The 25,070-nt window shown below is 65.9% G+C and carries 19 protein-coding genes; 5 read left to right on the top strand and 14 right to left on the bottom strand.

Annotated elements, in window-relative coordinates; all coding sequences use genetic code 11:
- The first annotated feature begins 29 nt into the window (after positions 1-29).
- Positions 30-3,512: a M10 family metallopeptidase C-terminal domain-containing protein gene (locus ACZ5CM_RS16760; protein WP_464642830.1), complete on the top strand. Its 3,483-nt coding sequence runs from the start codon at positions 30-32 to the stop codon at positions 3,510-3,512.
- A 166-nt stretch (positions 3,513-3,678) separates the two neighbouring features.
- Positions 3,679-5,274: an exosortase E/protease, VPEID-CTERM system gene (gene xrtE, locus ACZ5CM_RS16755; RefSeq protein ID WP_464642829.1), complete on the top strand. Its 1,596-nt coding sequence runs from the start codon at positions 3,679-3,681 to the stop codon at positions 5,272-5,274.
- Positions 5,275-5,288: 14 nt separating this feature from the next.
- On the opposite strand, the gene ACZ5CM_RS16750 is transcribed toward xrtE, so the two are convergent.
- Positions 5,289-5,555, bottom strand: a complete 267-nt coding sequence (locus tag ACZ5CM_RS16750; RefSeq protein WP_464642827.1) for a VPEID-CTERM sorting domain-containing protein — start codon at positions 5,553-5,555, stop codon at positions 5,289-5,291.
- A 134-nt stretch (positions 5,556-5,689) separates the two neighbouring features.
- Between ACZ5CM_RS16750 and ACZ5CM_RS16745 the strand changes: the two genes are divergently transcribed.
- On the top strand, positions 5,690-5,881 hold the full coding sequence (locus ACZ5CM_RS16745) for a hypothetical protein (RefSeq protein WP_464642826.1): 192 nt from the start codon (positions 5,690-5,692) through the stop codon (positions 5,879-5,881).
- 9 nt (positions 5,882-5,890) lie between these two features.
- On the opposite strand, the gene ACZ5CM_RS16740 is transcribed toward ACZ5CM_RS16745, so the two are convergent.
- The gene (locus ACZ5CM_RS16740) at positions 5,891-6,694 is read right to left on the bottom strand and encodes a metallophosphoesterase family protein (protein WP_464642824.1); all 804 of its coding nucleotides are present in this window, start codon (positions 6,692-6,694) and stop codon (positions 5,891-5,893) included.
- A gap of 206 nt (positions 6,695-6,900) precedes the next feature.
- Here ACZ5CM_RS16740 and ACZ5CM_RS16735 point away from each other — a divergent pair, with 206 nt between their 5' ends.
- Positions 6,901-9,093, top strand: a complete 2,193-nt coding sequence (locus tag ACZ5CM_RS16735) for a polysaccharide biosynthesis tyrosine autokinase (protein ID WP_464642823.1) — start codon at positions 6,901-6,903, stop codon at positions 9,091-9,093.
- A gap of 84 nt (positions 9,094-9,177) precedes the next feature.
- On the opposite strand, the gene ACZ5CM_RS16730 is transcribed toward ACZ5CM_RS16735, so the two are convergent.
- The 8 genes from ACZ5CM_RS16730 to ACZ5CM_RS16695 all read right to left on the bottom strand — a co-directional run bounded on the left by ACZ5CM_RS16730 (position 9,178) and on the right by ACZ5CM_RS16695 (position 20,451).
- Positions 9,178-10,539, bottom strand: coding sequence for a polysaccharide biosynthesis/export family protein (locus ACZ5CM_RS16730; protein ID WP_464642821.1), 1,362 nt, complete (start codon positions 10,537-10,539; stop codon positions 9,178-9,180).
- A 47-nt stretch (positions 10,540-10,586) separates the two neighbouring features.
- Complete coding sequence (locus ACZ5CM_RS16725; RefSeq protein ID WP_464642819.1) at positions 10,587-10,781, bottom strand: hypothetical protein; 195 nt, start codon at positions 10,779-10,781, stop codon at positions 10,587-10,589.
- Between the two features lie 34 nt (positions 10,782-10,815).
- Positions 10,816-11,340, bottom strand: coding sequence for a transcription termination/antitermination protein NusG (gene nusG, locus ACZ5CM_RS16720; RefSeq protein WP_464642817.1), 525 nt, complete (start codon positions 11,338-11,340; stop codon positions 10,816-10,818).
- A complete protein-coding gene (locus tag ACZ5CM_RS16715; RefSeq protein ID WP_464642815.1) occupies positions 11,337-12,431 on the bottom strand; it encodes a glycosyltransferase family 4 protein in 1,095 nt (364 codons plus the stop codon). Before ACZ5CM_RS16715 ends, nusG begins: the two co-directional genes overlap by 4 nt.
- 276 nt (positions 12,432-12,707) lie before the next feature.
- The gene (locus tag ACZ5CM_RS16710; protein WP_464642812.1) at positions 12,708-15,749 is read right to left on the bottom strand and encodes an efflux RND transporter permease subunit; all 3,042 of its coding nucleotides are present in this window, start codon (positions 15,747-15,749) and stop codon (positions 12,708-12,710) included.
- 4 nt (positions 15,750-15,753) lie between these two features.
- Positions 15,754-16,818, bottom strand: a complete 1,065-nt coding sequence (locus ACZ5CM_RS16705; protein ID WP_464642811.1) for an efflux RND transporter periplasmic adaptor subunit — start codon at positions 16,816-16,818, stop codon at positions 15,754-15,756.
- Entirely contained in the window at positions 16,815-17,921 is a 1,107-nt protein-coding gene (locus ACZ5CM_RS16700; RefSeq protein WP_464642810.1) for an efflux RND transporter periplasmic adaptor subunit, read from the bottom strand. Before ACZ5CM_RS16700 ends, ACZ5CM_RS16705 begins: the two co-directional genes overlap by 4 nt.
- 217 nt (positions 17,922-18,138) lie before the next feature.
- The gene (locus tag ACZ5CM_RS16695) at positions 18,139-20,451 is read right to left on the bottom strand and encodes a cytochrome P450 (protein WP_464642808.1); all 2,313 of its coding nucleotides are present in this window, start codon (positions 20,449-20,451) and stop codon (positions 18,139-18,141) included.
- Between the two features lie 119 nt (positions 20,452-20,570).
- On the opposite strand from ACZ5CM_RS16695, the gene ACZ5CM_RS16690 reads away from it, so the two are divergent.
- On the top strand, positions 20,571-21,284 hold the full coding sequence (locus ACZ5CM_RS16690) for an IclR family transcriptional regulator (protein WP_464642806.1): 714 nt from the start codon (positions 20,571-20,573) through the stop codon (positions 21,282-21,284).
- A gap of 6 nt (positions 21,285-21,290) precedes the next feature.
- Here the strand turns inward: ACZ5CM_RS16690 and ACZ5CM_RS16685 are convergent, their stop codons facing one another.
- The 4 genes from ACZ5CM_RS16685 to ACZ5CM_RS16670 form a co-directional block, all read right to left on the bottom strand.
- Entirely contained in the window at positions 21,291-22,196 is a 906-nt protein-coding gene (locus ACZ5CM_RS16685) for an isocitrate lyase/PEP mutase family protein (protein WP_464642804.1), read from the bottom strand.
- 9 nt (positions 22,197-22,205) lie between these two features.
- Positions 22,206-23,477 (bottom strand): TRAP transporter large permease, encoded by a 1,272-nt coding sequence (locus ACZ5CM_RS16680; RefSeq protein WP_464642803.1) that lies wholly within the window; start codon positions 23,475-23,477, stop codon positions 22,206-22,208.
- Complete coding sequence (locus tag ACZ5CM_RS16675) at positions 23,477-23,971, bottom strand: TRAP transporter small permease (protein WP_464642801.1); 495 nt, start codon at positions 23,969-23,971, stop codon at positions 23,477-23,479. Before ACZ5CM_RS16675 ends, ACZ5CM_RS16680 begins: the two co-directional genes overlap by 1 nt.
- Before the next feature lie 66 nt (positions 23,972-24,037).
- Positions 24,038-25,027 (bottom strand): TRAP transporter substrate-binding protein, encoded by a 990-nt coding sequence (locus ACZ5CM_RS16670; protein ID WP_464642799.1) that lies wholly within the window; start codon positions 25,025-25,027, stop codon positions 24,038-24,040.
- Between the last annotated feature and the right edge of the window lie 43 nt (positions 25,028-25,070).

The following is a 25,070-nucleotide window of genomic DNA, read 5'->3' as shown; positions in this document are numbered from 1 at the left end:
AGCGATTCGTCCATGATGGAGGATTCGCCATGCCAACCTGGGCCAGCTATGACACTCTTGCGAGTTATCTGACGAGCGGCTATTGGAGCCTGCGAAAGTTCGATCACACCAACATCACGGTCAACATCACCAATCTGAGCGCCAACGACAAGTCTCTGGTGCGGCAGGCGCTGGAGCTGTGGTCGGACGTTTCTGGCCTGAGCTTTACCGAAACAAGCGGTTCAGCCGACATCAGGTTCAAGACGACCACGAATGGCAAGGCCGTCACCTCCATGAGCACGTCGGGCTCGACAATCGATTCCGCGACGATCAAGGTCGATCAGGATTGGGGCGGGGGACAGACGGCAACCCTGGATAGCTACCGGTTCCAGACCTACATTCACGAGATCGGCCATGCCCTTGGTCTGGGCCATCAGGGGCCCTACAACTTTACGGCCACCTATCCCGATGACGCCCTTTATACCAATGATTCGTGGCAGCTGTCGGTGATGTCCTATTTCAACCAGGACGAAAACACGGCGATCACCGGCTCGTGGGCCCGCGTGCTGACACCGCAACTGGTGGACATCATCGCCATTCAGAACCTTTACGGGACGAGTCCCTCGGTTCGGACCGGGAATACGGTCTATGGGGACGGGAACAACACGGGCCGGCCGTCCTATGGGACCAGTTTCACCAACTTCCCGACCGTCACCATATATGACACCGGCGGAATCGATACGCTCAACTATTCCGGCTACACGGGCGATCAGACGATCCGGCTGGGCGCCGAGCAGATGTCGAGCGTCTACGGCAAGATCAACAACATAATCATTGCCCGCGGCGTGACCATCGAGAACGCGGTGAGCGGGTCGGGCAATGACAGCATCTTTGGCAACACGGCCGCCAACACGCTGACCGGCAATGCCGGAAATGACAGGCTGTACGGGCTGAGCGGAAACGACACGCTCAATGGCGGGGCCGGAATGGATACGCTCTACGGCTCCACCGGCAACGACTCCCTGTCGGGGGGGGGCGGCAACGACACGCTGTATGGCAGCGCCGACAACGACCGGCTGAACGGCGGAAATGGCGATGACTACCTGTCCGGCGGGTCCGGAAACGACGTGCTGGCCGGGGATGACGGGGTGGACAGCCTTTACGGCGGTTCCGGCGTCGATGTTCTGAAACCCGGTCAGGGCGGCATCGACGAAGGCGACATCTATGACGGGGGCGCCGACACCGATTATCTGGACATGACCGACCTGACGACGGGATATACCATCGATCTTGCCTCGGGCTTCGTGAAGTATTTCTTCCCGATCATCGTTCTGCCGGGAGAGGGGGCGGGCGTGGCCGCGCCGGGCGTGATCACCGCCACGCTGAGCAATATCGAGAACGTCTGGGGCGCCGGCGGAAACGACAACATCACGGGCGATGCCAATGCCAACTATCTGTGGGGCTATGATGGCAATGACGCACTGGATGGTGGGGACGGGAACGACACGCTTTCGGGCGGGGCCGGCGACGATACGCTGACCGGCGGTGCCGGCATCGACAATTCCTATGGCGGCAGCGGCAATGACGTGCTTGGCCCCGGCAGCGCCGGCATCAGCCAGGGCGAGGTCTACAGCGGCGGCAGCGGCACCGACACGATCGACATGTCGGTGATGACCAGTTCCGGCTACACCATCAACCTGACCACCGGAGATCTGCAATGGTCGGGGGTGATCCTGCCAATCACCATCACGGCCAGCATGATCGGCATCGAGAACGTGGTCGGTGCCGGCGGCGGTGACAACATCACCGGAAGTTCCGGCAACAACGTGCTGCGCGGGGGCGGGGGCAGTGACCTGATCACCGGCGAGGGCGGGGTTGACCGGCTCTATGGCGGCGCCGGCGACGATACCCTGCGTGCCAGCAGCGACAGCAGCGGTATCGATGACGGCGAAGTCTATGATGGCGGCGCGGGGATAGATACGCTGGACCTGTCCACCCTGACGTCGGGCTACACGGTGAACCTCGGCACCGGCACCTTCAGCTGGTCGCCGTTCATCCTGGGAGCGGGCGGCGCCGCGTCGGACTTCATCATTCCACCGATCATTATCACTCCGGTCAATGCCACCGTGAACGGAATCGAGAACATCATCGGCGCGGCCGGAAATGACAGCCTGACCGGGGATGCCGGGGCCAACGTGATCGACGCCGGCGCCGGCAACGACAAGGTCTATTACGATCTCGACACCAGCGATCCGGCCAATGCCGACAGCTATGACGGCGGCAGCGGCACCGACACCTTCCTGGTGACCAGTGCCGCCCTGGCGCCGCATGTGGTCGATCTGGCCGCTGGCGAGTTCCGCTCGGGCTCCGACATCATCGCCACCCTGACCGGGTTCGAGAACGTTTCGGTCACCGGCGCCCACAGGGTGATCGGCAACGCGACCGGCAACGTGATCTCGGGTGTCGGCAACTACGACAATGATTTCTCGGGCGGTTTAGGTGCCGACACGCTCAACGGCGGCGACGGCAACGACACGCTGCGGGGCGGGCTCTCGACCGATGTCGTCAATGGCGGCAACGGGGACGATCTCATCATCGTCGAACAGGACGAGTATTTCGACAATGTCGATGGGGGGGCGGGGGTCGATACGCTCGATCATTCCGCGGTCTCCTGGTCGGGAGACGTGTTCGACTTCGACGCCGGGCAGATCGTCACGACCAATGCCGTGGGCACGCCGACCCTTGCCGGGATCGAGGTCTATCGGGACGGATCGGGCGGCAACGAGATCCGCGCCGCCGGCGGTGTCGATGGCAACAGCTATTTCGGCAACGGCGGCGACGATCTGATGGTCGCGTCGGGCACGGCGGTGGAGACGATGGACGGCGGCGCCGGGTTCGATACGCTGGACCTGCGCGGCTTTGCCGGGAACTACGTCTATTCGATGGCGTCAGGCAACACCCAGATCCTGGGCGAGTCCTTCGTGAATTTCGAGAAGGTCCTGACCGGCGCCGGCAGGGACAGGATCACCGGCACCGCGGGCAAGGACGAAGTGCTCAGCGGCGCCGGGCGCGATCTCGTCAAGGGGATGGCCGGCGCCGACAGGCTGAGCGGTCAGGGCGGCAACGACCGTCTGTTCGGCGGCGGCGGCAATGACAGGCTGTTCGGTGGCGGTCAGGCCGACCGGCTGATCGGTGGCCAGGGCAAGGACGTGCTCAAGGGCGGCGGTGGCAAGGACGTGCTGGATGGCGGCGGCGGCAATGACCGCCTGTTCGGCGGCAACGGGGTGGATGCGTTCCTGTTCAAGGCCGGTGGCGGCAAGGATGTGATCATGGATTTTGCCGACGACATCGACGTGCTGAAGCTGGACCAGTCGCTCTGGGGCGGCGGCATGACCAAGGCGCAGGTCATCAGCAACTTTGCCACGACCACCGGCGGCGGAGACGTGGTGCTCGATTTCGGAGGCGGCAATGTCCTGACCATTGTCGGGCTCGGCAGCGAGAACAACCTGCTCAACGACCTCGTGCTGATCTGAGGCCGGGGCGCGGGCGTTCCGGAACCCGGCGCCGGCCATCGAAGCGCCGGCCGCCGGGTTTCGCCTGCGCAGGGGGCTAACCCGCTTTTATCATTTTCCCGCCTTTTTTCCGGCGCAGGAACGTGCATTCATGATGCCAGAGGCAAGACGGGAGCCGCGCGGTTTCATGAGTGGCAGGATCCAGATCCTGGCGGTGTTGTTGGTGGCCGAACTGGTGGCCGCCGTCTTCCTGTTTCAGGTCTTTTCGGACTTCGAGTGTCGGCAGACGAGCATCGAGTTTGCCTGCCGGGGGCTGCGCAGCGCGGTGATACGCGGTTTTTGCGTGTTCGTGGCGCTGGGGCTGTTTCTGTGGGTGCGCAAGGATCTGCGGCAACTGGTTCTGGAACGTACGGGCAGGGGCGACCGCAGGGCCGGGTGGGCGGCGCTGCACCTTGCCGGCGTGGCACTGATATTCGTGCCCTGGCTGCTGGCGGACCAGTCGCGCCTGGACGAGGCCTTCCCGCTGCTGTTCGCAACGCTGTCCACGGGCGGGCTGATGGCGGCTGCGGGGGCGCTGATGTGGCTGATGCCGGCGCGCGACTGGCGCGATGTGCTGCGCGCGGGGCAGGGGGCGCTGCTGGTGATCGTCGCGGTGGCTGCGCTCATCCCCGACCTGGCGTCGGTGCTGGGATATGCCTGGGCGCTCGATTTTCTCGTCAAGACCGCCTTCTATGGCGTTGCCTTCGTGCTGGGCATGACCGGAAACGAGGTGCTGATCGGATATACCCCGCGGATGATCGGGATCGACGAATTCATCGTCGAGATTGCCGACAGCTGTTCCGGGGTCGAGGGATTTGCGCTGGTGACCGGGTTCATGGCGATCTATGCGCTGCTGATGCGCGGCATGATCAGGCCCGGGCGCTACTGGCTGGTGGTCTGGCCGCTGGCTCTGCTGGCCAGCTGGACGTTCAACATCATCCGCATCGCCGCGCTGATCATGATCGGCGCGTGGATCTCTCCCGACCTGGCCGAGAACGGGTTTCACAGCTTTGCCGGCTGGTTCTTCTTCGCGATCATCGCCTTCGGCATCCTTCTGGTGGTGCAGGCCTCGTCCTGGGTCCTGCGCGAGGACGTGGCGGAAGCGGCGGCTGCCGCCGATGTCGCGCCGATTACCGAGGATTGGGCCGCAGCACGCATCGTGCCGTTCATCCTGTTCATGCTGACCGGCGTGGCGGTGAACGCCTTCGTGCTTTATCCCGAACTCGGCTATCCCTTCCAGATGATCGTCATGGCGGTCGTCATCTGGATGTTCCGGCGCGGCCTGTTTCGGCCCGGCACCCGATCCGCCGCCGGGATCGACCCCTTCGCCATCGCGGCAGGCGTCGTCATCGGGGCGGGATGGGTGCTCACGGCCCAGCCCAATGCAGAAGTTCTGGTCGGGATCGGAACCCTTGGCTCCACGGCCTTCGTGCTGTGGGCGGTCTTCCGCGTGCTCGGCACCATCGTGATCGTGCCGATTGTCGAAGAGGCGTTCTTCCGGGGTTATCTGCTCACGCGGTTGGACATCGGCGGGCCGCTGGCGCGGGCCATCGCCGTGGTGGTGTCGTCACTGGCCTTCGCGCTGCTGCATGGCCGGATCGTCGAGGCCGGCCTCGCGGGGCTGCTTTTCGCCTGGGTGACGCTGCGCCGGGGCGAACTCAAGGACGCGATCGTCAGCCACATGGTGGCCAACGCAATCGTCGCAGCCGCCGCGCTGGTCGCCGGCGACTGGAGCCTTATCTGAGCCCTGGTGTCAGGTCAGGAGCGCGCGGCCGCCAGGCGGCGCCGGCGGATTTCCCAGGCCAGCAGCAGCATTGCCACCACCGCTGCCATCGCCAGCAGGCCGGTGGACGCGTCGATTTCCGGAACCTGACGGCGCGTTGCTCCGCCCTGGTAGTTCCCGTCGAGCAGACGGATCCGGAAATAGCGGAAATGGCGCACGCCCTCATGCCGCGCCAGAACCTCGCCGGCGGACATCAGGTAGATACTCAACCCCATGGCCGATAGATACAGAGAACGAAACATTGTTACTTACCCCCGAAACTGTACAGGCGGGCAGCGTCGCATGATTCGCGCGCGGCTCAAAGCCAGGGGAGTTATTGTCTTTAATTTGGAAACAGTTCGTTTTCAGTTTGAGGATTGAGGCCAGATGGGGGACGGTGCTGGAGAAAACCGGGAAGATCGCCTTCATCGACAACCGGATCGATTCGCGGACCGGTTCGATTTCGGTTCGGGTGACCTTCGCCAATGACACCTGCCTGCTGGTTGACGGATCCTTCGTGCGGGTGCGGATCTGGGCGCTGGAGCCGGTGCAGCGGCTGCTTGTTCCGCAGGTGGCGGCGGAGGAGTAGGGGCCTTCGTCAGTCGGTGGCTCCCGCGCGGCTGTCCACGAAACGGACCGGCGCGTCGGGTTCGACGAAGGCGGCGGTGAGCACGCCGGAATGATAGGCGCCGGTATCGATGGCGATGCGGCCGTCGGTGACCTGCGGGTGGACATGGGTGGTGTGGCCGTGGATGATCCATTGCCCGTCGCCGCGCGCAACCCGGCTGAAATCGGAATGGCCCCAGGTCAGCGTCCGCTCGGATTGCAGTTCCAGTGGCAGGGCCGGGTCGGCGCCCGCGTGAACGGCGGCGAGGTTGCCGTTGCGGTGGATGGTGGGCAGTTTGCGCAGCCAGTCGATGACCCGCGGCGTCAGTGCGATGGCCAGCGTGTCGGCGGCTTGCACCAGCAGCCGCTCGCCCGAGTTTTCCGTCAGCCCGCCGATGCCGAAACTTGCCAGCGTCTGCAGCCCGCCATTGGCCAGCCAGAACGGCCCGTTGGCTGCGGGGTCGTCGAGGAAGTCGAGCAGCATCCGTTCATGGTTGCCCTTCAGCATGGTGACCGAGCCGGGCGCGGCGCAGGAGATTTCGAACAGCCATTCCAGCACGTCGCGGGAATTGTCGCCGCGGTCGACGTAATCGCCCAGGAGGACGAGCTCGACCCGCTCGGGCCTGCCGGCATCGGTTTCCAGCGCCCGCAGAAGGTTCTTCAGTGCCTTCTCGTTGCCGTGGATGTCGCCGATGTAATAGCAAGGCCGTTCCACCGAGAGCGGGGCGTGAAACCCGGTTGGAGGCTCTTCGCCCTCTGCTGTGAAAACCCGCTTCAGGATGCCGCGCATGGACATGCCCCTTTTCCGGATGCTGCTGCCGCCAGTGTCCCCATCGCAAATACAGGTTGCACGATCTCGACACAAGGCAACCCTTGTTTTCCGGATCGTGGCAAAATGCTGGCCTTGCCGGTGCCGATCCATTACAGATTCAACTGCGGCGCGGGCAGGAGGCAGCCGGCGTTCGCCTCGGATCGAGACCCCTTTGACGCAGGAAATTTTCGGTGAATATTGAGAACGAACTGAAACGCCACGGTCCCCGTCGCACCGCCGACGCCGGGGACGGGATGGAGGTGCGACGGATGCCCGCCACGCTCTCTGCCGCCACGGTGGAGGACGACGACGAGATTGATCTGGGGCAGCTGTTCCGGACGCTCTGGCGCGGCAAATGGTTCATCGGCCTGATGACCGCTGTCGCCATTTTCATTGGTGGATACTATGCCTATGTGGCCGCGGTGCCGGTCTATACCGCGACGGCGTCGGTGGCGCTGGATTCGCGCCAGTCGCAGGTGATCGATTTCGAAAGCGTGGTTTCGGGGCTTTCGGGCGATCAGGCCAGCATCAATACCGAGTTGGAAGTGCTCAAGTCGCGCGGACTGGCACGCAAGCTGGTGCAGGCGCTCGACCTGACGAAGGATCCGGAATTCAATGCGCTCCTGAAGGAAGAGCCGCGCTTTTCGGTCGGCGCCGTGAAGGGTCTGGTTCGGGGCCTGATCCTTGGCCCGCCCCCGCCTGAGCCCGAGCCGACCGAGGCCGAGATCCTCGAAGGCACGGTCAGCAGCGTGCTGGAAAAGATCAACGTATCCAACATCCGCAACAGCTATGTCTTCAAGATCGACGTGACCACGGAAGAGCCGAAGAAATCGGCCGAGATCGCGAACCGGCTTGCGGATCTCTACATTCTCAACCAGCTCGACGTGAAATTCGAGGCGACCCAGAAGGCCACCGACTGGCTGGCGCAGCGGGTGACGGTTCTGGAACGCGATCTGGCCGAGGCCGAGACCGCGGTCAAGGAATTCAACGCGCGCACCGAGCTGATCAGCCGCGAGGCGCTGGAGGCAATGAACCGGCAGGCCAAGGACACGCGCGAGCGGGTCGAGAAGCTGAAGGCGGCGCTCGCCGGAGAGGAACGGACGCTGGCGGCGCTGGAGGCGGCATGGGAGACGAAGGACCGGCAGGCGATGGAACGGGCCGCGGCCGGCGCGGCGGGCGAATTCGCGCCCACGGCGGATCTTCCCGACCGCCTGTTCACCAGCCGCTACATGGCGTTGATGAACAATCTGCGCGGCTCGGTCGCGCGCACGAAGACGCAGATCGAAAGCCTGACCGCCGCGGTTACGGATATCGAGGCGCGGATCAAGGAACAGTCGCAGGACCTGGTGCAACTCGAACAGCTGACCCGCAAGGCCGAGGCGCTGCGGTCGGTCTATGAATATTTCCTCGGCCGGTTGCAGGAAACCTCGGCCCAGCAGGGGATCCAGAAGGCCGACAGCCGCATCCTGTCCGAGGCGGTGGTGCCCGCAGTGCCGTCGGCGCCGCGCAAGTCGATGGTTCTGGCGCTCTCGGCGGTGCTTGGCTTCATGCTGGGCGCGGGGCTGGTGCTGCTGCGCGAGATGACCAATCGGACGGTGCGCACCGCCGAGGAACTGGAACGCCTGACCGGGCTGCCGGTGCTGGGGCAGGTGCCCATCATTCCCGGTGGCCGGCGGCGCAGCCAGATCGAGTATCTCGCGGCCAAGCCGTCCTCGGCGGGGACCGAGGCAATCCGCAACCTGCGCACCTCGATCCTCTATTCCGACGTGGATTCGCCGCCACGGGTCATCATGCTGACCTCGTCGGTTCCGGGCGAGGGCAAGACCACGCTCACGCTGGGCCTGGCGCAAAGCTTTGCTGGTCTCGGCAGGCGGGTGCTTGTGATCGAAGGCGACCTGCGCCGGCAGGTTTTCTCGCGCTACCTGCCCGAAACCGCATCGGGCGAGGGGCTGCTGACGGTTCTGACCGGCAACAGGGCGCTGAGCGAGGTGGTGCAGCGGTCGCAACTGGTCAATGCCGATGTCCTGCGCGCCGAAAAGACCAGCGTGAACGCCGCCGACATCTTTTCCTCGGACCGGTTTGCGCAACTGATTGAAGAGGCGCGGGGCCTCTACGACGTTATCGTGATCGACACGCCCCCGGTTCTGGTGGTGCCCGATGCGCGCACCATCGCCCAGCAGGTGGATGCCATCGTGTTCTCGGTGAAATGGGATTCGACCGAGACCGGCCAGATCGTCGAGGCCATCCGCATGTTCGAATCGGTGAACATTCGCCCGTCGGGTCTCGTGCTGAACCAGATCAGCGCCAAGGGGATGAAGCGCTATGGCTATGGCGGCAAGTATGGCGCCTATGCCGGATACGGGCGAAAATACTACAACAACTGAGCCGCACATCCGGAAGGACCGGATGAACGCAAAGGGCCCGGCGGAAACCGCCGGGCCCATTTCTGTTGGTCACCGCCCCTGTCGTCAATTTGCGGCCGAGGCGACCGCGTTGGTCACGATCGACGGCCCAAGCTGGGTCAGGACACGGTTCCAGCGGGTGATCGGCTGTTCGGCCACGAACACGATATCGTTGGGCCGCAGCTCCATCCGCGTGGCAAGTATCAGGTTGCCGGCATTGGTTGCGTCCAGCTTCCAGGCGGTGACACTGCCCAGTTCCGCCGGGTTGGACGAGGCGCGCAGGACGTAGATCTGCCGCGGGTCACCGGTGCGGGTGAAGATCCCGCCGCCATCCTTGTAGAGCGCATCGGCCAGCGTCGCCTTGCGGTTGAAGGGCAGCGGCAGCCGGGTCTGTTCGTTCACCTCTCCGGCGATATAGACATAGTCGCGCTCGATCGCGTCCAGTTCCAGCTGTTCCTTGAAGTTCCGGCGCAGTTCTTCAAGCTGCGCGCGGCGAAGATCGACCTCGGTCCGCAGGGCGTCCAGCGCGTCCTTGCGTGATTTCTGACGGAACTCGGCAAGCCGGATCTGCTGCTCGAAATAGCCTGCGGCCTTGTCGATCTCGAAATCGGTATCCACGAAGATGCTGTCGCCATCGACCAGCGTCAGCTTCTGCAACTGGCCGCGCCGGTAGAGTTCCTTGACCGGGATCTGATAGATCTTGCCGTCCCGGTAGATGCGGATGGATGCGTAATCCAGATCCTTCAGCGCCACGCCGCCGGCCGCGTTCAGGGCCTCGGACAGCGACAGCGGAGACAGCCGGATCGGCACCACGGTGGGTTTCGTAACCGCGCCGCCCACGGTCACCTTCTGCGAGTTGAAGCCCGTCACCTCGAGGCTGAAGACCGGGTTCAGCCCTACCTCGACAAGCTTGTTGAAGATCGCGTCCTCGGCCTCTTCCAGCGTCTTGCCGGCGACCATGACGCGGCCGACATCGGGGATCGAGATGGCTCCGTCATCCTGCACGCGATAGCCCTGGCGGCTGGTTTCCTTGGCAAGAAGGCCGGTGAGTTCCTCGACGGTCGAGCCGGTCTTGGGCGTGGCCAGCCGCAATTCGTCCTCGACGCCAATGCGGTAGGGTCGACGTTCCGGTTCGGGCGGGATGCGGGTTTCCAGCGCGGGCGGGCGCGTTTCGGGGGCATAGGCCGGATCGGGCAGGGCGCCGGCACCCTTCATGCCCCCGGCGCTCCCGGCCGAGGCGAAGAAGGCAGCGGGAAGTTGTCTTGGCGCGTAAGGTTCGCTGTTGGCAGTCAGAACCGTTTCAGGCGTCAGCGGCACGACCCGCACCGTCGTGCCCGATTCATCGACACCCTCCGATACCTGCGGCGAAAAATAGACCGCACCGCAGCCCGACAGCAGCAGGGCCGTAGCCAGATTTTTCCACTTCATATTTCTTTTCTACCCGATCTCGATTCAAAACCTGCCCCGGCCCGCCGTCATGCTTTTGCCGCATGTTTTTCGGAGCGCCGGTATTTTCTGCCGGCCCACGGGAAATCGGAATTGGCGATCATCCGCTCGGCGAATTCGCCGATGAAAGACAATTGCCCGGCCCGATTGCCCACGGGCACACCGGTAAAACCTACCATGACCTTGTGCAAAGACAAAGACTTGTGTCCGTTTCGGGCGATCATGCGGCAAAAGTGCTGCACAAAGGGCGCAGCGGGATCACGCCGCGGTCACGTCCCCCACGGCTGCGGCCAGCCGCGTCTGTCGGCCGAGCATGTCGATCAGCAGCCAGACCCGGCGGTCGGGTTCGACCTTTTCGACCGTGGCGACGAAATCCGCGAACGGGCCGCGCAGAAGTCTGACCTGATCGCCCGCCTCCAGCTCCGCGATCGGCTGGAGCAGGCCGGCCTCGTCGCAGCGCAGGCGCAGGCTCTCGATCAGCTCGGGCGAGATCCGCGCCGGGGCGCTGTCGCCGAATCGGACGAGGCGGGCGATGCCCAGTGTGCTGTTGATCGCACGCCAGCGGCCGGGGGAGGATCCGGTTTCAACGAAGACGTAGCCGGGAAACAGCAGCGTCTTGGCGCCGCGAAACCGCTTCCCGTGGCGGCGCGTGATCGTCAGCCGCGGCGCGAAGGTCTCGAATCCCTGCCGGGCAAGGTTCCTCAGTGCGAGGTTCAGGCCGTTCGGCTTGAGCTGCGCGAGGCACCAGAAGGGGGCCGGGCCGGCGCCGGGAGAGGCGCTCATGTCCGGGCCCTCCGCCGGGCCAGGCGCAGGCGCATCTGCCGGGCGGCGATTCGAAGGACGCGGTGCAGGCCGACGAACAGAACCGCATAGACGACCAGTGCTATCCCGGCCGCGGCGTCGTTGTCCCAGAACACGACGCCGGTTGCGACGGTGATGCCGATCAGCGGCAGAAGGGCAAGCGTTGCCAGGGGGTTGGCCTTTTCCCTGGCGTTGCGGCCGAGGATCGTCATCTGCAGGGCCCGCATCACGAGCTGGTGGAAATGCATCCGGTCGGGCTGATCGATGGGCTGGCCCGAACTCGCGCGCCGGTAGATGGCAAAAAGCGTATCCGCAAGCGGCCAGAAGAAGATGAGCATGATCGCCCAGGGCGAGACATCGGTGGTGGTGGCGATCAGCGCAACCCCGATCCAGGACAGGATATGCCCGATCGAATAGGCGCCGGCATCGCCGAGGAAGATGCGCCCGAAGGGGAAGTTCCACAGGAAGAAGCCGCTCAGGCCAGCCGCGATGATCATCAGCAGCGGCACGAATTCCGGGTGCCCGGATTGCAAGGCCACGACCGCCAGGCCCGAAGCAATCAGGATGGACGTGCCCGAGCACAGCCCGTTCAACCCGTCGATCAGGTTGAAGGCATGGCTGTAGCTGGCGGTGGTGAAGACGGTCAGGGCGATGCCGATCGGGGCAACGGCCATGAGTGCGCCGAACCAGTCCGGGGCGCCGCGGTCGATCCAGAAGCCCAGCAGCGAAAGCGCGAGAAACCCCGACAGGATCGCGGCGCCGTAACGGGCCTTCGAGCTTACGTCGCGGTACATGTCCTCGCGCAGGCCGACAAGGAATACCGGCAGAGCCGAGAACAGGATGACGGCGGAATGGTGGTCAAGCAGCCCCGAACCGATCAGGACCGAGACAAGCACCACCGACGCGGCCAGGGGCAGACCGCCGATGCGCGGTGTCGGTCTGACATGGGCTGCCTGCCGGGCAAGCAGGTCGGTTCGCTGGAAATGTGTGCCCACGCTGGTCCTGCCGGAGAAAATGACGAGGAAACAGGCGAACAGGGAGATGGCAAAGGTGGAAAAAACGGCAAGAAGCATTCAAAAATCCCCTTGCGGACCCTGGTTGATAGGCTCGATGAAATGCGCGGCAGCGCGAGAAACAGATTGTTAATGAATTTCTAACGAGCAATTAGGCCCGTGTCACGGGTCAATCTGAGATTTGGTAAATTCGGCGGGAACTGTCCCGAAAAGGCTTCCAGCAGGGGAAAGTGTCTGCAATCATGAGGAGAGCGCCGCGCAAGATCTCGCGGCCAAGTCTCGTCTTCGTTCCGTCTCCGGTGGCCGGGACGATTCGCATATACGCCGGTCGCGCGCTCATGACGGCCGCTTCACGCGGAACACCACCAGATAGAGTGCCGGTGCGAAGATCAGGGTGATCGCGGTGCCGGCGATGATCCCGCCCATCAGCGCATAGGCCATCGGCCCCCAGAACACCTGCCGCGAGATCGGAATCAGGGCCAGGCTGGCCGCCGCCGCCGTCAGCACGATCGGCCGGGCGCGGGTGCTGGTTGCCTCGAACACCGCGTCCCATGCGGCGACGCCCCGGGCCCGCAGGGCTTCGATCCGGTCCACGAGGATGATCGAGTTGCGGATCAGGATGCCGCCAAGCGCCAGAACGCCGAGAATCGCCACGAAGCCCAGCGGCGCCCTTGCCGCCAGCAGCGCCGCCACCACTCCGGTCAGGCCCAGCGGTGCCACGGACAGCACGATGAAGGCGATGCGAAAGCTCTGCATCTGCACCATCACCAGCGTGACGATGATCAGGATCATCAGCGGCGCGACGGCCGCGATGGGCGCCTGCGATTCGGCGCTTTTCTCGACCGAGCCGCCCAGCTCGACGCGGTAGCCTTCGGGCAGGCGGGCGCGGAAGGCCTCGATCTCGGGCGCCAGGTCGCGGACCACCGTTGCCGGCTGGTCGGATGTGGCCAGCGCGGCCTCGACCGTCACCGTCGGCATCCGGTTTCGCTGAATCACCATCGGCTGTTCGGTTTCGAAGCGGAATTCGGCGATGCCGGAGAGCGGAATCGCGCCGATGCCGGGCACGTGGATCTGAAGGTTGAGGATCGACTCGATCGACGTGGCAGCCTCGCGTTCGCCGCGCGCCACGATATCGATGAGATAGGTCGCATCGCGCAGCCGGGTCACGGCAACCCCGTCATAGATCGCGTAAAGTGCCGTGGCGATGTCGCGGGCGGTAATGCCCAGCTGCCGTGCCTTGTCCTGGAAGATCTCGACCCGCACCTGCCGGGCCGGGGCGTTCCAGTCCAGCGCGATGCTTTCCAGCCGGTCGTCGCGGGCGATCACGGCGGCAAGCTCGCGCCCCAGGTCGCGCACCCGGTCGATATCGGGGCCCGAAACCCGGTATTGCACCGGCCGGCCCACCGGCGGGCCGATGTCGAGCAGCTTCACCAGAACGTCGATGCCGGCGAAGTCTTCGGCGGCGATCTTCCTGAGATCCGCGCGCAACCGGTCGCGGGCCTCAAGCCCCGTGGTCTGGATCACGATCTGCCCGAAATTGGGAGCCGGTGTCTTCGGCTCGAACGGCAGCAGGAAGCGCGGGGCCGAACGCCCCACATAGGCCGACCAGTAGGCGACTTCGCCGCGGCCCTTCAGCGCGGCCTCCATCCGCGCCACCTGCCGGTCGGTTTCCGCGATCGAGGCATTCTGCGGCAGGGTCATGTTGACGATGAGCTCGGTCCGGTCCGAGTCGGGAAAGAACTGCTGTTCGACGAATCGCATCCCGTAGATGCTGGCACCGAAGGCGGCCAGCGTGGCGATCACCGTCAGCCAGCGAAACCGCATCGCCAGCCGCAACACCGCCTGAAAGCCGCGCATGGCGCGCCCCGGTCCCGTATGCGCGTGCTTCAGGGCGCGGGGCAGGAAGGTGGCCCCCAGAAGCGGGCTGAACAGCACCGCCACGATCCAGCTGACCAGAAGCGAAACGGCGATCACCACGAACAGCGAGAAGGTGAACTCGCCGGCGGCCGAATTGTTCAACCCGATCGGGATGAAGCCGGCGGTGGTGATCAGCGTTCCCGACAGCATCGGCAGCGCGATGGTGCGCCACGCATACGAGGCCGCCTCGTGCCGGGTTTCGCCCTTCTCCAGCCGCGAGATCATGGATTCGACGGCGATCATCGCATCATCCACAAGCAGGCCCAGCGCGATGATCAGCGCACCCAGCGAAATCCGCTGCAGCGTGAAGCCCGTGTAATACATCACCACGAAGGTGATCCCCAGCGTCAGCGGCACCGCCACCACCACCACCAGCCCTGCGCGCAGGCCCACTGCGACAAGGCTGACCAGCATCACGATCACCACCGCCTCGACCAGCGCGCGGGTGAAATGGCCCACGGCTTCCTCGACGATCTTCGGCTGATCCGACACCTTGTGGATGTCCACCCCGACCGGCAGGTTGGCGCGGGCGCGTTCGATCACCCGGTCCAGCTGCTTGCCGAATTCGATGATGTTGGCACCCTTGCGCATGCCCACGCCCAGGCCGATCGCTTCCTGCCCGTCATAGCGGACGATCTCCGAGGCCGGGCTCTTGTAGCCGCGCCGGATGGTGGCGACATCGGTGAGACGGAAGAACCTGTCGCCGACCCGCAGGTTCACGTCCTCAAGGCTCTTGTCGCTTTCGAACTGGCCGCCGACGCGCACCAGTATCCGTTCCGGCCCGCTTTCGATCACCCCGGCCGGAACGATGGCGTTCTGCGCTGCCAGAGTCGCCTGCACCTGTTGCTGGTTGACCCCGAGCGCGGCCAGTTTCTCGGGCGAAAAGTCCAGATAGATCACCTCTTCGCGGTCGCCGTAGATGACCACCTTGCCGGCATCGTCCAGCTGTTCGATCTCGCGGCGCACGTCTTCGACCAGGTCGCGCAATTCGCGCGGGGAGAACCCGTCCGAGGTAAAGGCGTAGAGGTTGCCGAACACGTCGCCGAACCGATCGTTGAACCGGAAGCCCGCGAATTCGGGCGGAAACTCGCCGCGAATGTCGTTCATCATGTTGCGGATCTGCTGCCAGATGGCGGGGATGCGCGCGCCCCGCGTGGTCGGCAGGAGATTCACGTAAACGATGGTCCGGCCCGGCCAGGTGACGGACTTGGTGAAGTCGAGCTCGTCCACCTCCTGCAGTTTCTTCTCGATCCGCTCGGTCACCTGGTCGAGCGTCTCTTCCACAGTGGCCCCCGGCAGCGCCGCGGAAATCACCATGGTCTTGATGGTGAAGTCGGGGTCTTCCTCGCGGCCGATATCGACATAGGCCATGATGCCGGCGGCCATGCTGACGATCATCAGGTACCAGACCAGTGACCTGTGCCGCAGCGCCCAGTCGGAAAGGTTGAAACGGGTCTTCATCCTGTCATTCTCCCGGGCCGGTCAGGCGGGGGCCGACCTGATGGCCTTCCTCGATGGAGTGGACGCCCTTGATCACCACCTCCTGGCCGGGCTTCAGCCCGGCGGTGATGACGATCCGCCCGCCCAGATCGGCACCCGTTTCCACCGGCACGGCGCGCACCCTCCGCTCCGACCCCGAGACGATCCAGACGCTCGGACCCTGCGGACCGTCGAACAGCGCCGTCACCGGCAAGGTCAGCACCCGGCCGCCGGATGCCGGCGGTTCGACCCGCACCAGTGCGCCCAGCCGGAACTCGGGCGGGGTTTCGATCAGGGCGAAATGCGCGCGGCGCGTCCGGGTGTCACTGTCGGTCACCGGATCCACCGAACGCAGGCGGATGCGGGCCACGTGATCGTCGGCCACGAGAAGCCTCGCCAGCAGTTCGGCGCCCGGGGGCAGGGCGCTCAGTTCCGCTTCGCTCAGGTCGATCACCACTTCGCGGTCGCCGGTGCCGGCCAGTCGTATCACCGGCTGACCGACCGACACCGCCGCGCCGGGATCGGCAAAAACCCGGGTCACGACCCCGTCATGGGGCGCGCGGAGGACGGCCGAGGTCAGCCGATCCTGCGCCTGCACCAGCGCCGCGCGGGCCTGCCGCAGCCGCGCCTCGGTCGCGACGGCCTCGCGTTCGGCCGCTTCCAGTCGTGATTTGCTCAGGTCGCCACGTTGGAACAGCGTCCGGGTCCGGTTCAGGGCGTCGGCAGCCGACTTGTTCCGGTTCGCCGCCACCACGACACCGGCCTTCGCCGCCCACACCGCGGCCTCGAGCGATTCCGGGTCGAGCCGTGCCAGGATGTCGCCGGCTTCGACCACGCTGCCCAGATCCACCGGCCGGTCGGCGATGGTCCCCGAGAGGGGAAAGCCCAGATCGGCCTCGACCCTGGCGGTGACGGTGCCGACGAAGTTCCGCGCCGCCTGCGCCCGTTCGCCGACGATCTCGCTCAGGACCGGGCGCGGATGTCCGTCGGCCAGCGCCGGCAGAGTGCCGATGGAAAACAGCAGAAGGGCAAGCATGATCGCGCGGTTCATCGGCCTTCCTCCTGTGCGCGCACGGCCCGGCCGGGGTAGAGAAGCTGCGTGCCCCCGGTCACCACCCTGTCGCCCGGCGCCAGCCCTTCGGCGATGATCACGTCACCGTCGGAAAACCGTTCGATCCGTATCGGCACCGGCCGAACCGCAGAGCCGGTTTCGTCCAGAATCCAGACCGCGGGGCCGTGGCCGATGGCGGACAGCGCCGATGCCGGCACCCTGATGCGTGGGGGCCCGCGAAGTTCGATCATGCCCCGCACTGCATCTCCGAACCGGACGATGGCAGGCGCATCGCGAACGCCGATCTTGACCTGGACGGTGCCCTTGCGCGGATCGACCAGAGGCGAAATCTCGCGCAGTCGCCCGGTAAAGGCAATCTCCGGCCTGTCGATCAGTTCCAGCCGGATCACCGGGTCCGACAATGCGGCGGCCGGTAGGGTTTCGGGGGCGTCGAACACGGCATCCAGCCCCTCGCCCGAGGCCAGCGTGAGAACCGGATGCGCAGCGGCGACAACCTCGCCGGGATCGGCCAGCCGGTCGGTCACCACCCCGGCCACCGGCGCACGCAGGAACGTGTCGTCATAAGTCTTCTGCGCGCGGTTCAGATTGGCCCGTGCCTGATCCACCCCGGCTTCGGCGATGCGGAAGCGCCGTTCCGCCTCGTCTCGTCGAATGCGGGTCGTGGCCCCCCGCCGGAGCGACTGGTCCTGTCGGCGAAACTCCTCCCGCGCCTGCTGCAGATCGGCCAGCGCGGCTTCCAGCGCGGCCTCGGCTTCGCGCAGAGCCTGCTCCTGCTGCACCGATTCGAGTCGCGCCAGTTCCTGCCCGGCCTCGACCCGGTCGCCTTCGCGCACCGCGACATCGAGAATCCGCCCACCCATCGGAAAGGACAGGCGGGTTTCGTCGCGGGCGACAATCTCGCCGGACAGGGACAGGACCGAGCGGTTCTCGACCGGTTGCACGGTCAGCACCGGAACGGGCAGCGGGGGTTCGGCCCACAGCGCCGGCGCTGTCAGCAGCGCGAACAGGACAGCCGCCCCCTGTCGCCACGCAGCGATCCTTCCAGAGCGGTTGTGCCACGCCGACAGTAACCGGGTCATCATCTCGGCAATCCTTGAACTGAACGGTTCAGTTTGAATTGAATAGGTTCGGGTCGGCCATTGTGCAAGAGCAGTGCCGGCTCACAGGTGGCAAATCAAGACAAAACCGGGCGTGCCCCGAAAGGTTGTTCCTTCCTCTTGCCGAAAAATACTCTGGGGGTGAGGCCCGCAGGGCCGAGGGGGCAGAGCCCCCTGATTGGCGTTGCCGCCGGGGCGGGACTCAGAGCGCCAGCACCAGACGTTCGCCCTTCGCGCGCGAACAGCAGGTCATCATCCGCTCCCCTGCCGCCCGTTCGGCGCGCGACAGAACCCGGTCGCGATGGTCCACCTCGCCCTCGATCACCCGTGCCTCGCAGGTTCCGCAAAGGCCTTCGCCGCAATCCTTCGAAACGTCGATGCCGGCAGCGGTCAGTACCTCATGCACGGTCCGGTCGGGCGGCACGGTCACGGTCAGTTCGGAATCCGCCAGGACCACCTCGAAGGCATGTTCCCGCTCCGGGTCCAGCCCGGCCCCTGCGGGCGAGAAATATTCGAAATGCAGGGTGCCTTCGGGCCAGTTCCGGGCCAGGTCCTGCAATTCCTCCAGCATCCTGTCGGGACCGCAGGCATAAACCTGCCGGCCCGGCCCGACATCGACCAGCGCCTTGCGCATGTCCAGCCGCGTGCCTTCGTCCTTCACATGCAGTGTGGCCGCCGTGCCGTGATCGCGGATGACACGATCCAGCAAAGCCATGCGCCGCCGCGACGCGCCGCAATAGTGCAACCGATAGGGCCGCCCGAGCGCCCGCAGCCGGTCGGCCATGGCCAGGATCGGCGTGATGCCGATGCCGCCTGCGACCAGAACGTAGGAATCCGCCGTCTCGTCCAGCGGAAAATGGTTCTTCGGCCCGGCCATGTGGATCACGTCGCCCGGCCGCACTGAGTCGTGAAAATGCTTCGATCCACCTTCTCCGTGCTCTTCGCGCTGGATGGTCACGCTCAGCGTGGCTCGCTCCGCCGCCTCGCCGCACAGCGAATATTTGCGCCGCCAGCCCCCGGCAACCAGATCCACATGCGCTCCGGGGGTCCATTTCGGCAGCGCCCGCCCACGCGGGTCGGCCAGGACGAACCGCCTGATCCCCTCGGCCTCGTCGATCACCTCGCGCACCACCACCTGCCGCAGGATGTCGTCGCGCACCGGCGCCCCGATCGGGAAAGAGTTGAAACGCTCGCGCAGCGACGGGTCGTGCCGCTCGGGGTTTTCCGCCGGATCCCACTCCACCAGCAGCCGCGCCGGGCCGCGGAACGAGACGTTGGGCAGGTTCTCGAACCGCTGCCCCGGCACCAGCCGCATATGAGGCAGGCGACGGGTGAATTCGTCGAGGAACACGCGCATCTCCATCCGGCCAATATTCTTGCCCATGCACTGATGGGCGCCATAGCCGAAGGTCAGATGCTCGGCCGCATTGTCGCGGTAGATGTCCACCTCGTCGGGATTTTCCCAGTGCCGCCGGTCGCGGTTGGCGCTGGCCTGCACCAGCAGCAGCCTGCCGCCCTTCGGGATCGTCACCCCGCCCAGCTGCGTCTCGGCGGTGGCGATGCGCCGCCAGGCGACGATGGAGCCCGCCATGCGCAGGCATTCCTCGACCGCCGAGGGGATGAGATGCGGGTTGGCGCAGATCTCCTCCCAGGCGGGACGGTCGGACAGCAGCGTCCAGAAGGCATTGGCAGTGGCGTTCGAGGTGGTCTCGTGCGCGGCAGCCAGAATCGCCATCATCATCGAGCGCATGTAGCTTTCGGTGACGATCTCGGGGTGCGCGCGGTGCATCCGCACGGTGTCATACATCCAGCCCTCGCCCGTGGGATCGGCGATCATGCGGTCGAGGATTTCGTTCGCCTTCTGCCAGAAGCGGCCCACATTCTCGGCGATTTCCAGCTGCTCCTCGGGGGTCGGCCGGCCCCAGGTGTTCAGCGTGTGCGCCACCGCAAAGCGGCGCAGCTCTTCGGCGCCGTCATCGGGCACCCCAAGGAAATGCAGCGCCACCGTCAGCGGGATCTCGTAGAAGATGTCGGCCACCAGATCCGCCCGCCCGCGGTCGATGAAGCGGTCCATGTATTGCCGCGCCAGCCGGCGCACCATGGGTTCGTGGCGGGCAAGGTTTTCCGGCAGGAAGGCATCCATCAGAAGACGGCGGCGCTCCATGTGCCAGGGCTCGTCCTCGTTGACCATGGTCCGTTCCATGGCATAGCCGTATTTCTTCAGGATCTCCTGCGCCTGCGGCGGGGCGGGGGTGATCTTTTCCAGAGCGATCGAGGCCGAGAACAGGACGGGGTCGCGGAACACCGCCTTCACGTCCTCGTAGCGCGTCACCACCCAGTAGCCGAGCTCGGGGCTGTAGAAGACCGGCTCTTCCTCGCGCGCCCATTTCAGCGCGTCGCCCGGATCGGCCTGATAGGGCCCCTCGAACGGGTCGAAGGCCGCCGCCCGCGCCGAGACCGGGCAGCCGGTGGGGGACAGGCCGTGCGGGGCGGCAGGGCAGATATCTTGGGCCATGGGGCGGCTCCTGTTCGGATATTGACGATTATCGCACTAGGATTTACGTTTATCGGTAAATTTATCGCCACCCCGTCCCAGGCTGTCAAGTTTCCGGGACCCGAGCGCAGGTTGCCGCCATGACCGTTCTGCAGACACTCGACCGCGGCCTGCGGGCGCTGAAGGCGGTGGCCGATGCCCCGGCCGGGCTGAGCGTGGCCGATATCGCGGCGCATCTTTCCGTTGATCGGGCGATTGCCTATCGCATCGTGGCGACGCTGGAATTGCATGGGCTGGTGGTGCGCCGCCCCGGGGGCAGGCTACATCTGGGGGCCGGGGTGCTGGCGCTGGAGGGGCGGTTCGCGCCGCATCTGCGGCAGCTGGCGCGCCCGCATCTTGAGCGCCTTGCGCGGGATGCCGGCGCCACCGCCTTCCTGTCGGTGGCCGAGGGCGATGAAAGCGTGGCGGTCGAGGTGGCCGAGCCGGGCGCGCGGCTGCTGCGGGTGGGCTATCGGGTCGGCAGCCGCCACCCGCTGCACCTGGGGGCGGCGGGGATTGCCATTCTGGCCGGCCGCCCCGAAGCCCCCGGCGACAGCGAAGCGGTGCGCATGGCCCGCCGCCGGGGTCATGCGGTGACCCGGGGCGAGCTGCAGGCCGGCGCGGTGGGGGTGGCCAGCCCCCTGCGCCGCATCCGGCGCGGCGGGGCCGGCGCCTTCGAGGCCTGCGTCGGCGTGGTGGCGATGGAGGATCTCGATGTCGAGGCCGCCCTGCCCGCGGTGCATGAATGCGCCGATGCGCTGAGCGCCGTTCTGGCCGGGCCGGAGGGGCCGGACGGGGACGCAGGGCGGGGCTGACCGGGATCAGTTGCGGCGCTGCCCGCCTTCGCCCATCGGTCGGGCGGCGCTGGCATAGCGTTGGGAGGTCTCGTAATAGTCCTCGAACCCGATGCGGCGGCGCAGTTCGGCGAAACCCATCAGGTTGTCGCGTGGGCGCCCCGCCTTCATCGCCTCAAGCACCTCGACCATCGCCTGCATCGCCGCCGCCATCAGCGTCAGCGGATATGCGGCGATGCGGTAGCCGATTTCTTCCAGCGCCTCGGGCGGCAGGTCGGGGGTTTCGCCGCCCTCGACGATATTGGCCATGTTGGGGGCTTCGGTGGCGGCGCAGATCTCGCGCATCTCGGCCTCGGAACGGGGGGCCTCGACGAAGATGATGTCGGCGCCGAGGCGCTCAAACATCCGCGCCCGCTCCAGCGCCTCGGCCAGCCCGTGTTCGTGGCGGGCATCGGTGCGGGCGAGGATCAGGATATCGGCGCCCTCGTCGCGGGCGTCAACCGCCGCGCGGATGCGGTCGAAGGCCTCCTCGCGGGTCACGACCGCCTTGCCCGGCGTGTGGCCGCAGCGTTTCGGGGCCAGCTGGTCCTCGATCATCACCGCCGCGCAGCCGGCGCGGGCGAAGCCCTCGACCGTGCGGCGCACATTCATCGCGTTGCCATAGCCGGTGTCGCCATCGGCCAGCAGCGGTATGTGCAGCGCGGCGGCGATGTTGCGGGCCTGGTCCAGAACCTCCGCATAGCTCATCAGCCCCAGATCGGGGGCGCCGATGCGGCTGGCCGAGGCGCCGAAGCCCGTCATGAAGGTCAGCTCGAAGCCGGCCTGCTCGATCAGCTTTCCCGACAGCGCGTCATAGGCGCAGGGCATGAGGTGCAGCTTCGGCTGGTCGAGCAGCGCGCGCAGGCGGGCGGCGGGCGAGGGGGTGTCGGGCATGGCCGGGCCTCACAGCTTGAAGGGGATGTAAAGGGCCAGATCGGGGAAGAGATACAGCACCAGCACGCAGACGAACATCAGCAGCAGGAAGGGAATCGCCCCCCGTGCCACCTCGCCCAGCGTCGAGCGCGCCACCGACTGGATGACATACAGGTTCAGCCCCACCGGCGGGGTGATCAGGGCGGCCTCGACCATGATGACCATGAACACCCCGAACCAGATCGGGTCGAACCCCATGGCCATGGCCGCCGGCAGCAGGACGGGGGTCATGATGAGGACCATCGAAAGCGCCTCCAGCACCAGCCCCATCACCAGAAGAATCCCCGCCACCAGCAGCACGAAGATCGCCGGGGTGGTCACGTTGTCGGAGAGAAAGACGCTGATGTCCTGCGGAATGCGGTAGAGCGTGATCGCCTTGCCGAAAATCTTGGCACCGGCGATGATCAGCAGGATCGCCACCGTGGTGGACATCGAATCGCGGGCCGCGTCGCGAAACGCGGCCCAGCTCAGCGTGCGCAGCACGACGGCGGTGATGAACAGTGCGGCGGCAAAGCCGATGGCGGCGGCCTCGGTCGGGGTGAAGGCTCCGGTGTAGATGCCGGCCACCACCAGCGCCGCCAGGGCCATGGACGGCAGGGCGCGGGCGGTGGCGCGCCAGCGTTCGGGCCAGCTGGCGCGCGGGGCCCGGCCCATGCCGCTGCGGGCGGCGTGAAACATGGCATAGGCGGAAAACATCACCAGCAGCGCAAGGCCCGGGCCGATACCGGCGAGGAACAGCGCAATCACCGATTCCTCGGTGACGAAGCCGTAAACGATCATCGGGATCGAGGGCGGGATCAGGATGCCCAGCGTCCCCCCTGCCGCCAGCAGGCCATAGACGAAGCGCCGCTCGTAGCCGCGCGAGATCATCTCGGGGATGGCCACGGTGCCGATGGTGGCGGCGGTGGCCACCGAAGACCCCGAAATCGCCGCGAACAGCCCGCAGGAGATGACCGTCGCCACCGCCAGCCCTCCGGGCCAGTGCCCGACCCAGGCCTGCACCGCGGCGTAAAGGTCGCGCCCCACGCCGCCACGCAGCAACACGTTGGACATCAACAGGAACAGCGGCACCGACAGCAGGATGAACCCGTCCAGCGTGGACAGCACCGCCTGCGGCGCCATCAGCGGCGAGAACCCGCCCAGCACCAGCATCGAAAGCCCCAGCAGGCCCAGCGAAAAGGCCACCGGCACGCCGAACAGAAGCAGCGCGAACAATGCGGCGAGGATGACCAGAACCGTCATCAGTCGTGCTCTCCTTCGGCGACGACTTCGCCGCGGGCCGCGCGGGCGGCCTCGATCAGCGCCTGTGCCAGCAGCACCGCCATGCCGAAAGGCACTGCCAGTTCGACGATCCACACCGGCAGGTCCAGCATCGAGCCCGTCGTGCGCCCGCGCTCGAAACTGTCGAGGAATATGTCCCAGCCATAGACCAGCACCACGGCGGAAAAGACCGCCACCGCCAGCATCGCAACCAGATCGGCGGCCAGCCGTGCCGGGCGCGGCAGCAGCGCGATGATGGCGGTGATGCGGATGTGCCGGCGTTCGCGCAGCGCCCAGGGCGAGGCGATGAGCGAGCCCCAGATCAGGCAGATCTGGCTCAACTCGGCCGCCCAGATGGTCGGGCGGATGAAGAAGTAGCGCGCCATGACCTCCCAGGTCAGCATGAAGCCTGCGACCACGAAGAGGACCGCCGCAATCCAGGCCAGTGCGGTCACGAACCGGGCGAAAAGCTGCATTGCATTCTCGGTTTGCAGGAGATGGCCAGGCCCGCCCCGGTCGTTGCGGCGGGCCCGGGGAGCGGTTCAGTAGTTCTCGGCGGCGGAAAGGATCTTCGCGCCCAGCTCGCCCGCCTTCTGGCGGTAGCTGTCATAGACCGAAGCCGAGGCCTTCTTCCACAGCTCGATTTCCTCGGCCGTCGGGTAATAGACGGTCATGCCGTTTTCCTTGGCGGCGGCATAGGCGTCGGCCTCGATCTGGGCCACCCGGTCGCGCACGTCGAGTTCGGCCTTGCGGGCGGCGTCCATCATCACCTTGCGGTGGGCCTCGGACAGCCCGTTCCACCACTCGCTGTTGGCGACCACGATGAACTCGATGTCGGCGTGGTTGGTGACGGTGATCGTGTCCATGACCTCCCACAGCTTGCGCGACTTGACGCCCGAGACGCCGGTCATGCCGATGTCAACGGTGCCGCGCTGATAGGCCAGATACTGCTCGGACCCCGAAATCAGCGTCGGTGCGCCGCCCACGGCGGTGACGAAATCGCCCAGCGTCTTGCCGAAGACGCGCACCTTTTTCCCCTTCATGTCGTCCGGCGTCCTGATCGGGCCGCCCTTGGACAGCAGGATCGCCCCGCCATAGGCCTGCCACCACAGCACCGTCGAGCCGGTGCCCTTGATCGCCTCGTCGATGGGCCCGCGTACTTCGCTGCCCGGCGCCACCGCCTTGCGGACCTTTTCTTCCGAGTTGAACAGGAACGGCATGTAGAACACGTCCACCGCCGGGATGTCGCCCACATAGCGGGTCAGGGATGCCACGCCCATTTCGATCGAGCCCGAACCGACGGCCGCCGGCACCTCCTTGTCCTTGTAGAGCTGGGCGCTGTCGTAGATCTCGACCTTGATGTCGCCGTTCGAGTTCTTCTCGACCTCTTCCTTGAACAGCAGCAGGTTCTGGCCAAGGTGGCTTTTCAGCGGCAGCTGAAGCGAAATCCGCGCCGTGACCTGGTCGGCAAAAGCCGGCATCGCCGAGCCGAGCGCAAGCGCAAGGCCCGCCAGAGCATTCGTTATTTTCATCGTTTCTCCTCCCTGAGATACGGAAGGCATGATTGTGGGCGGC

The sequence above is a fragment of the Piezobacter thermophilus genome (assembly GCF_055386745.1).
Note: the sequence above shows the minus strand (reverse complement) of the source record. Positions and strands in the feature narration are given on the sequence as shown.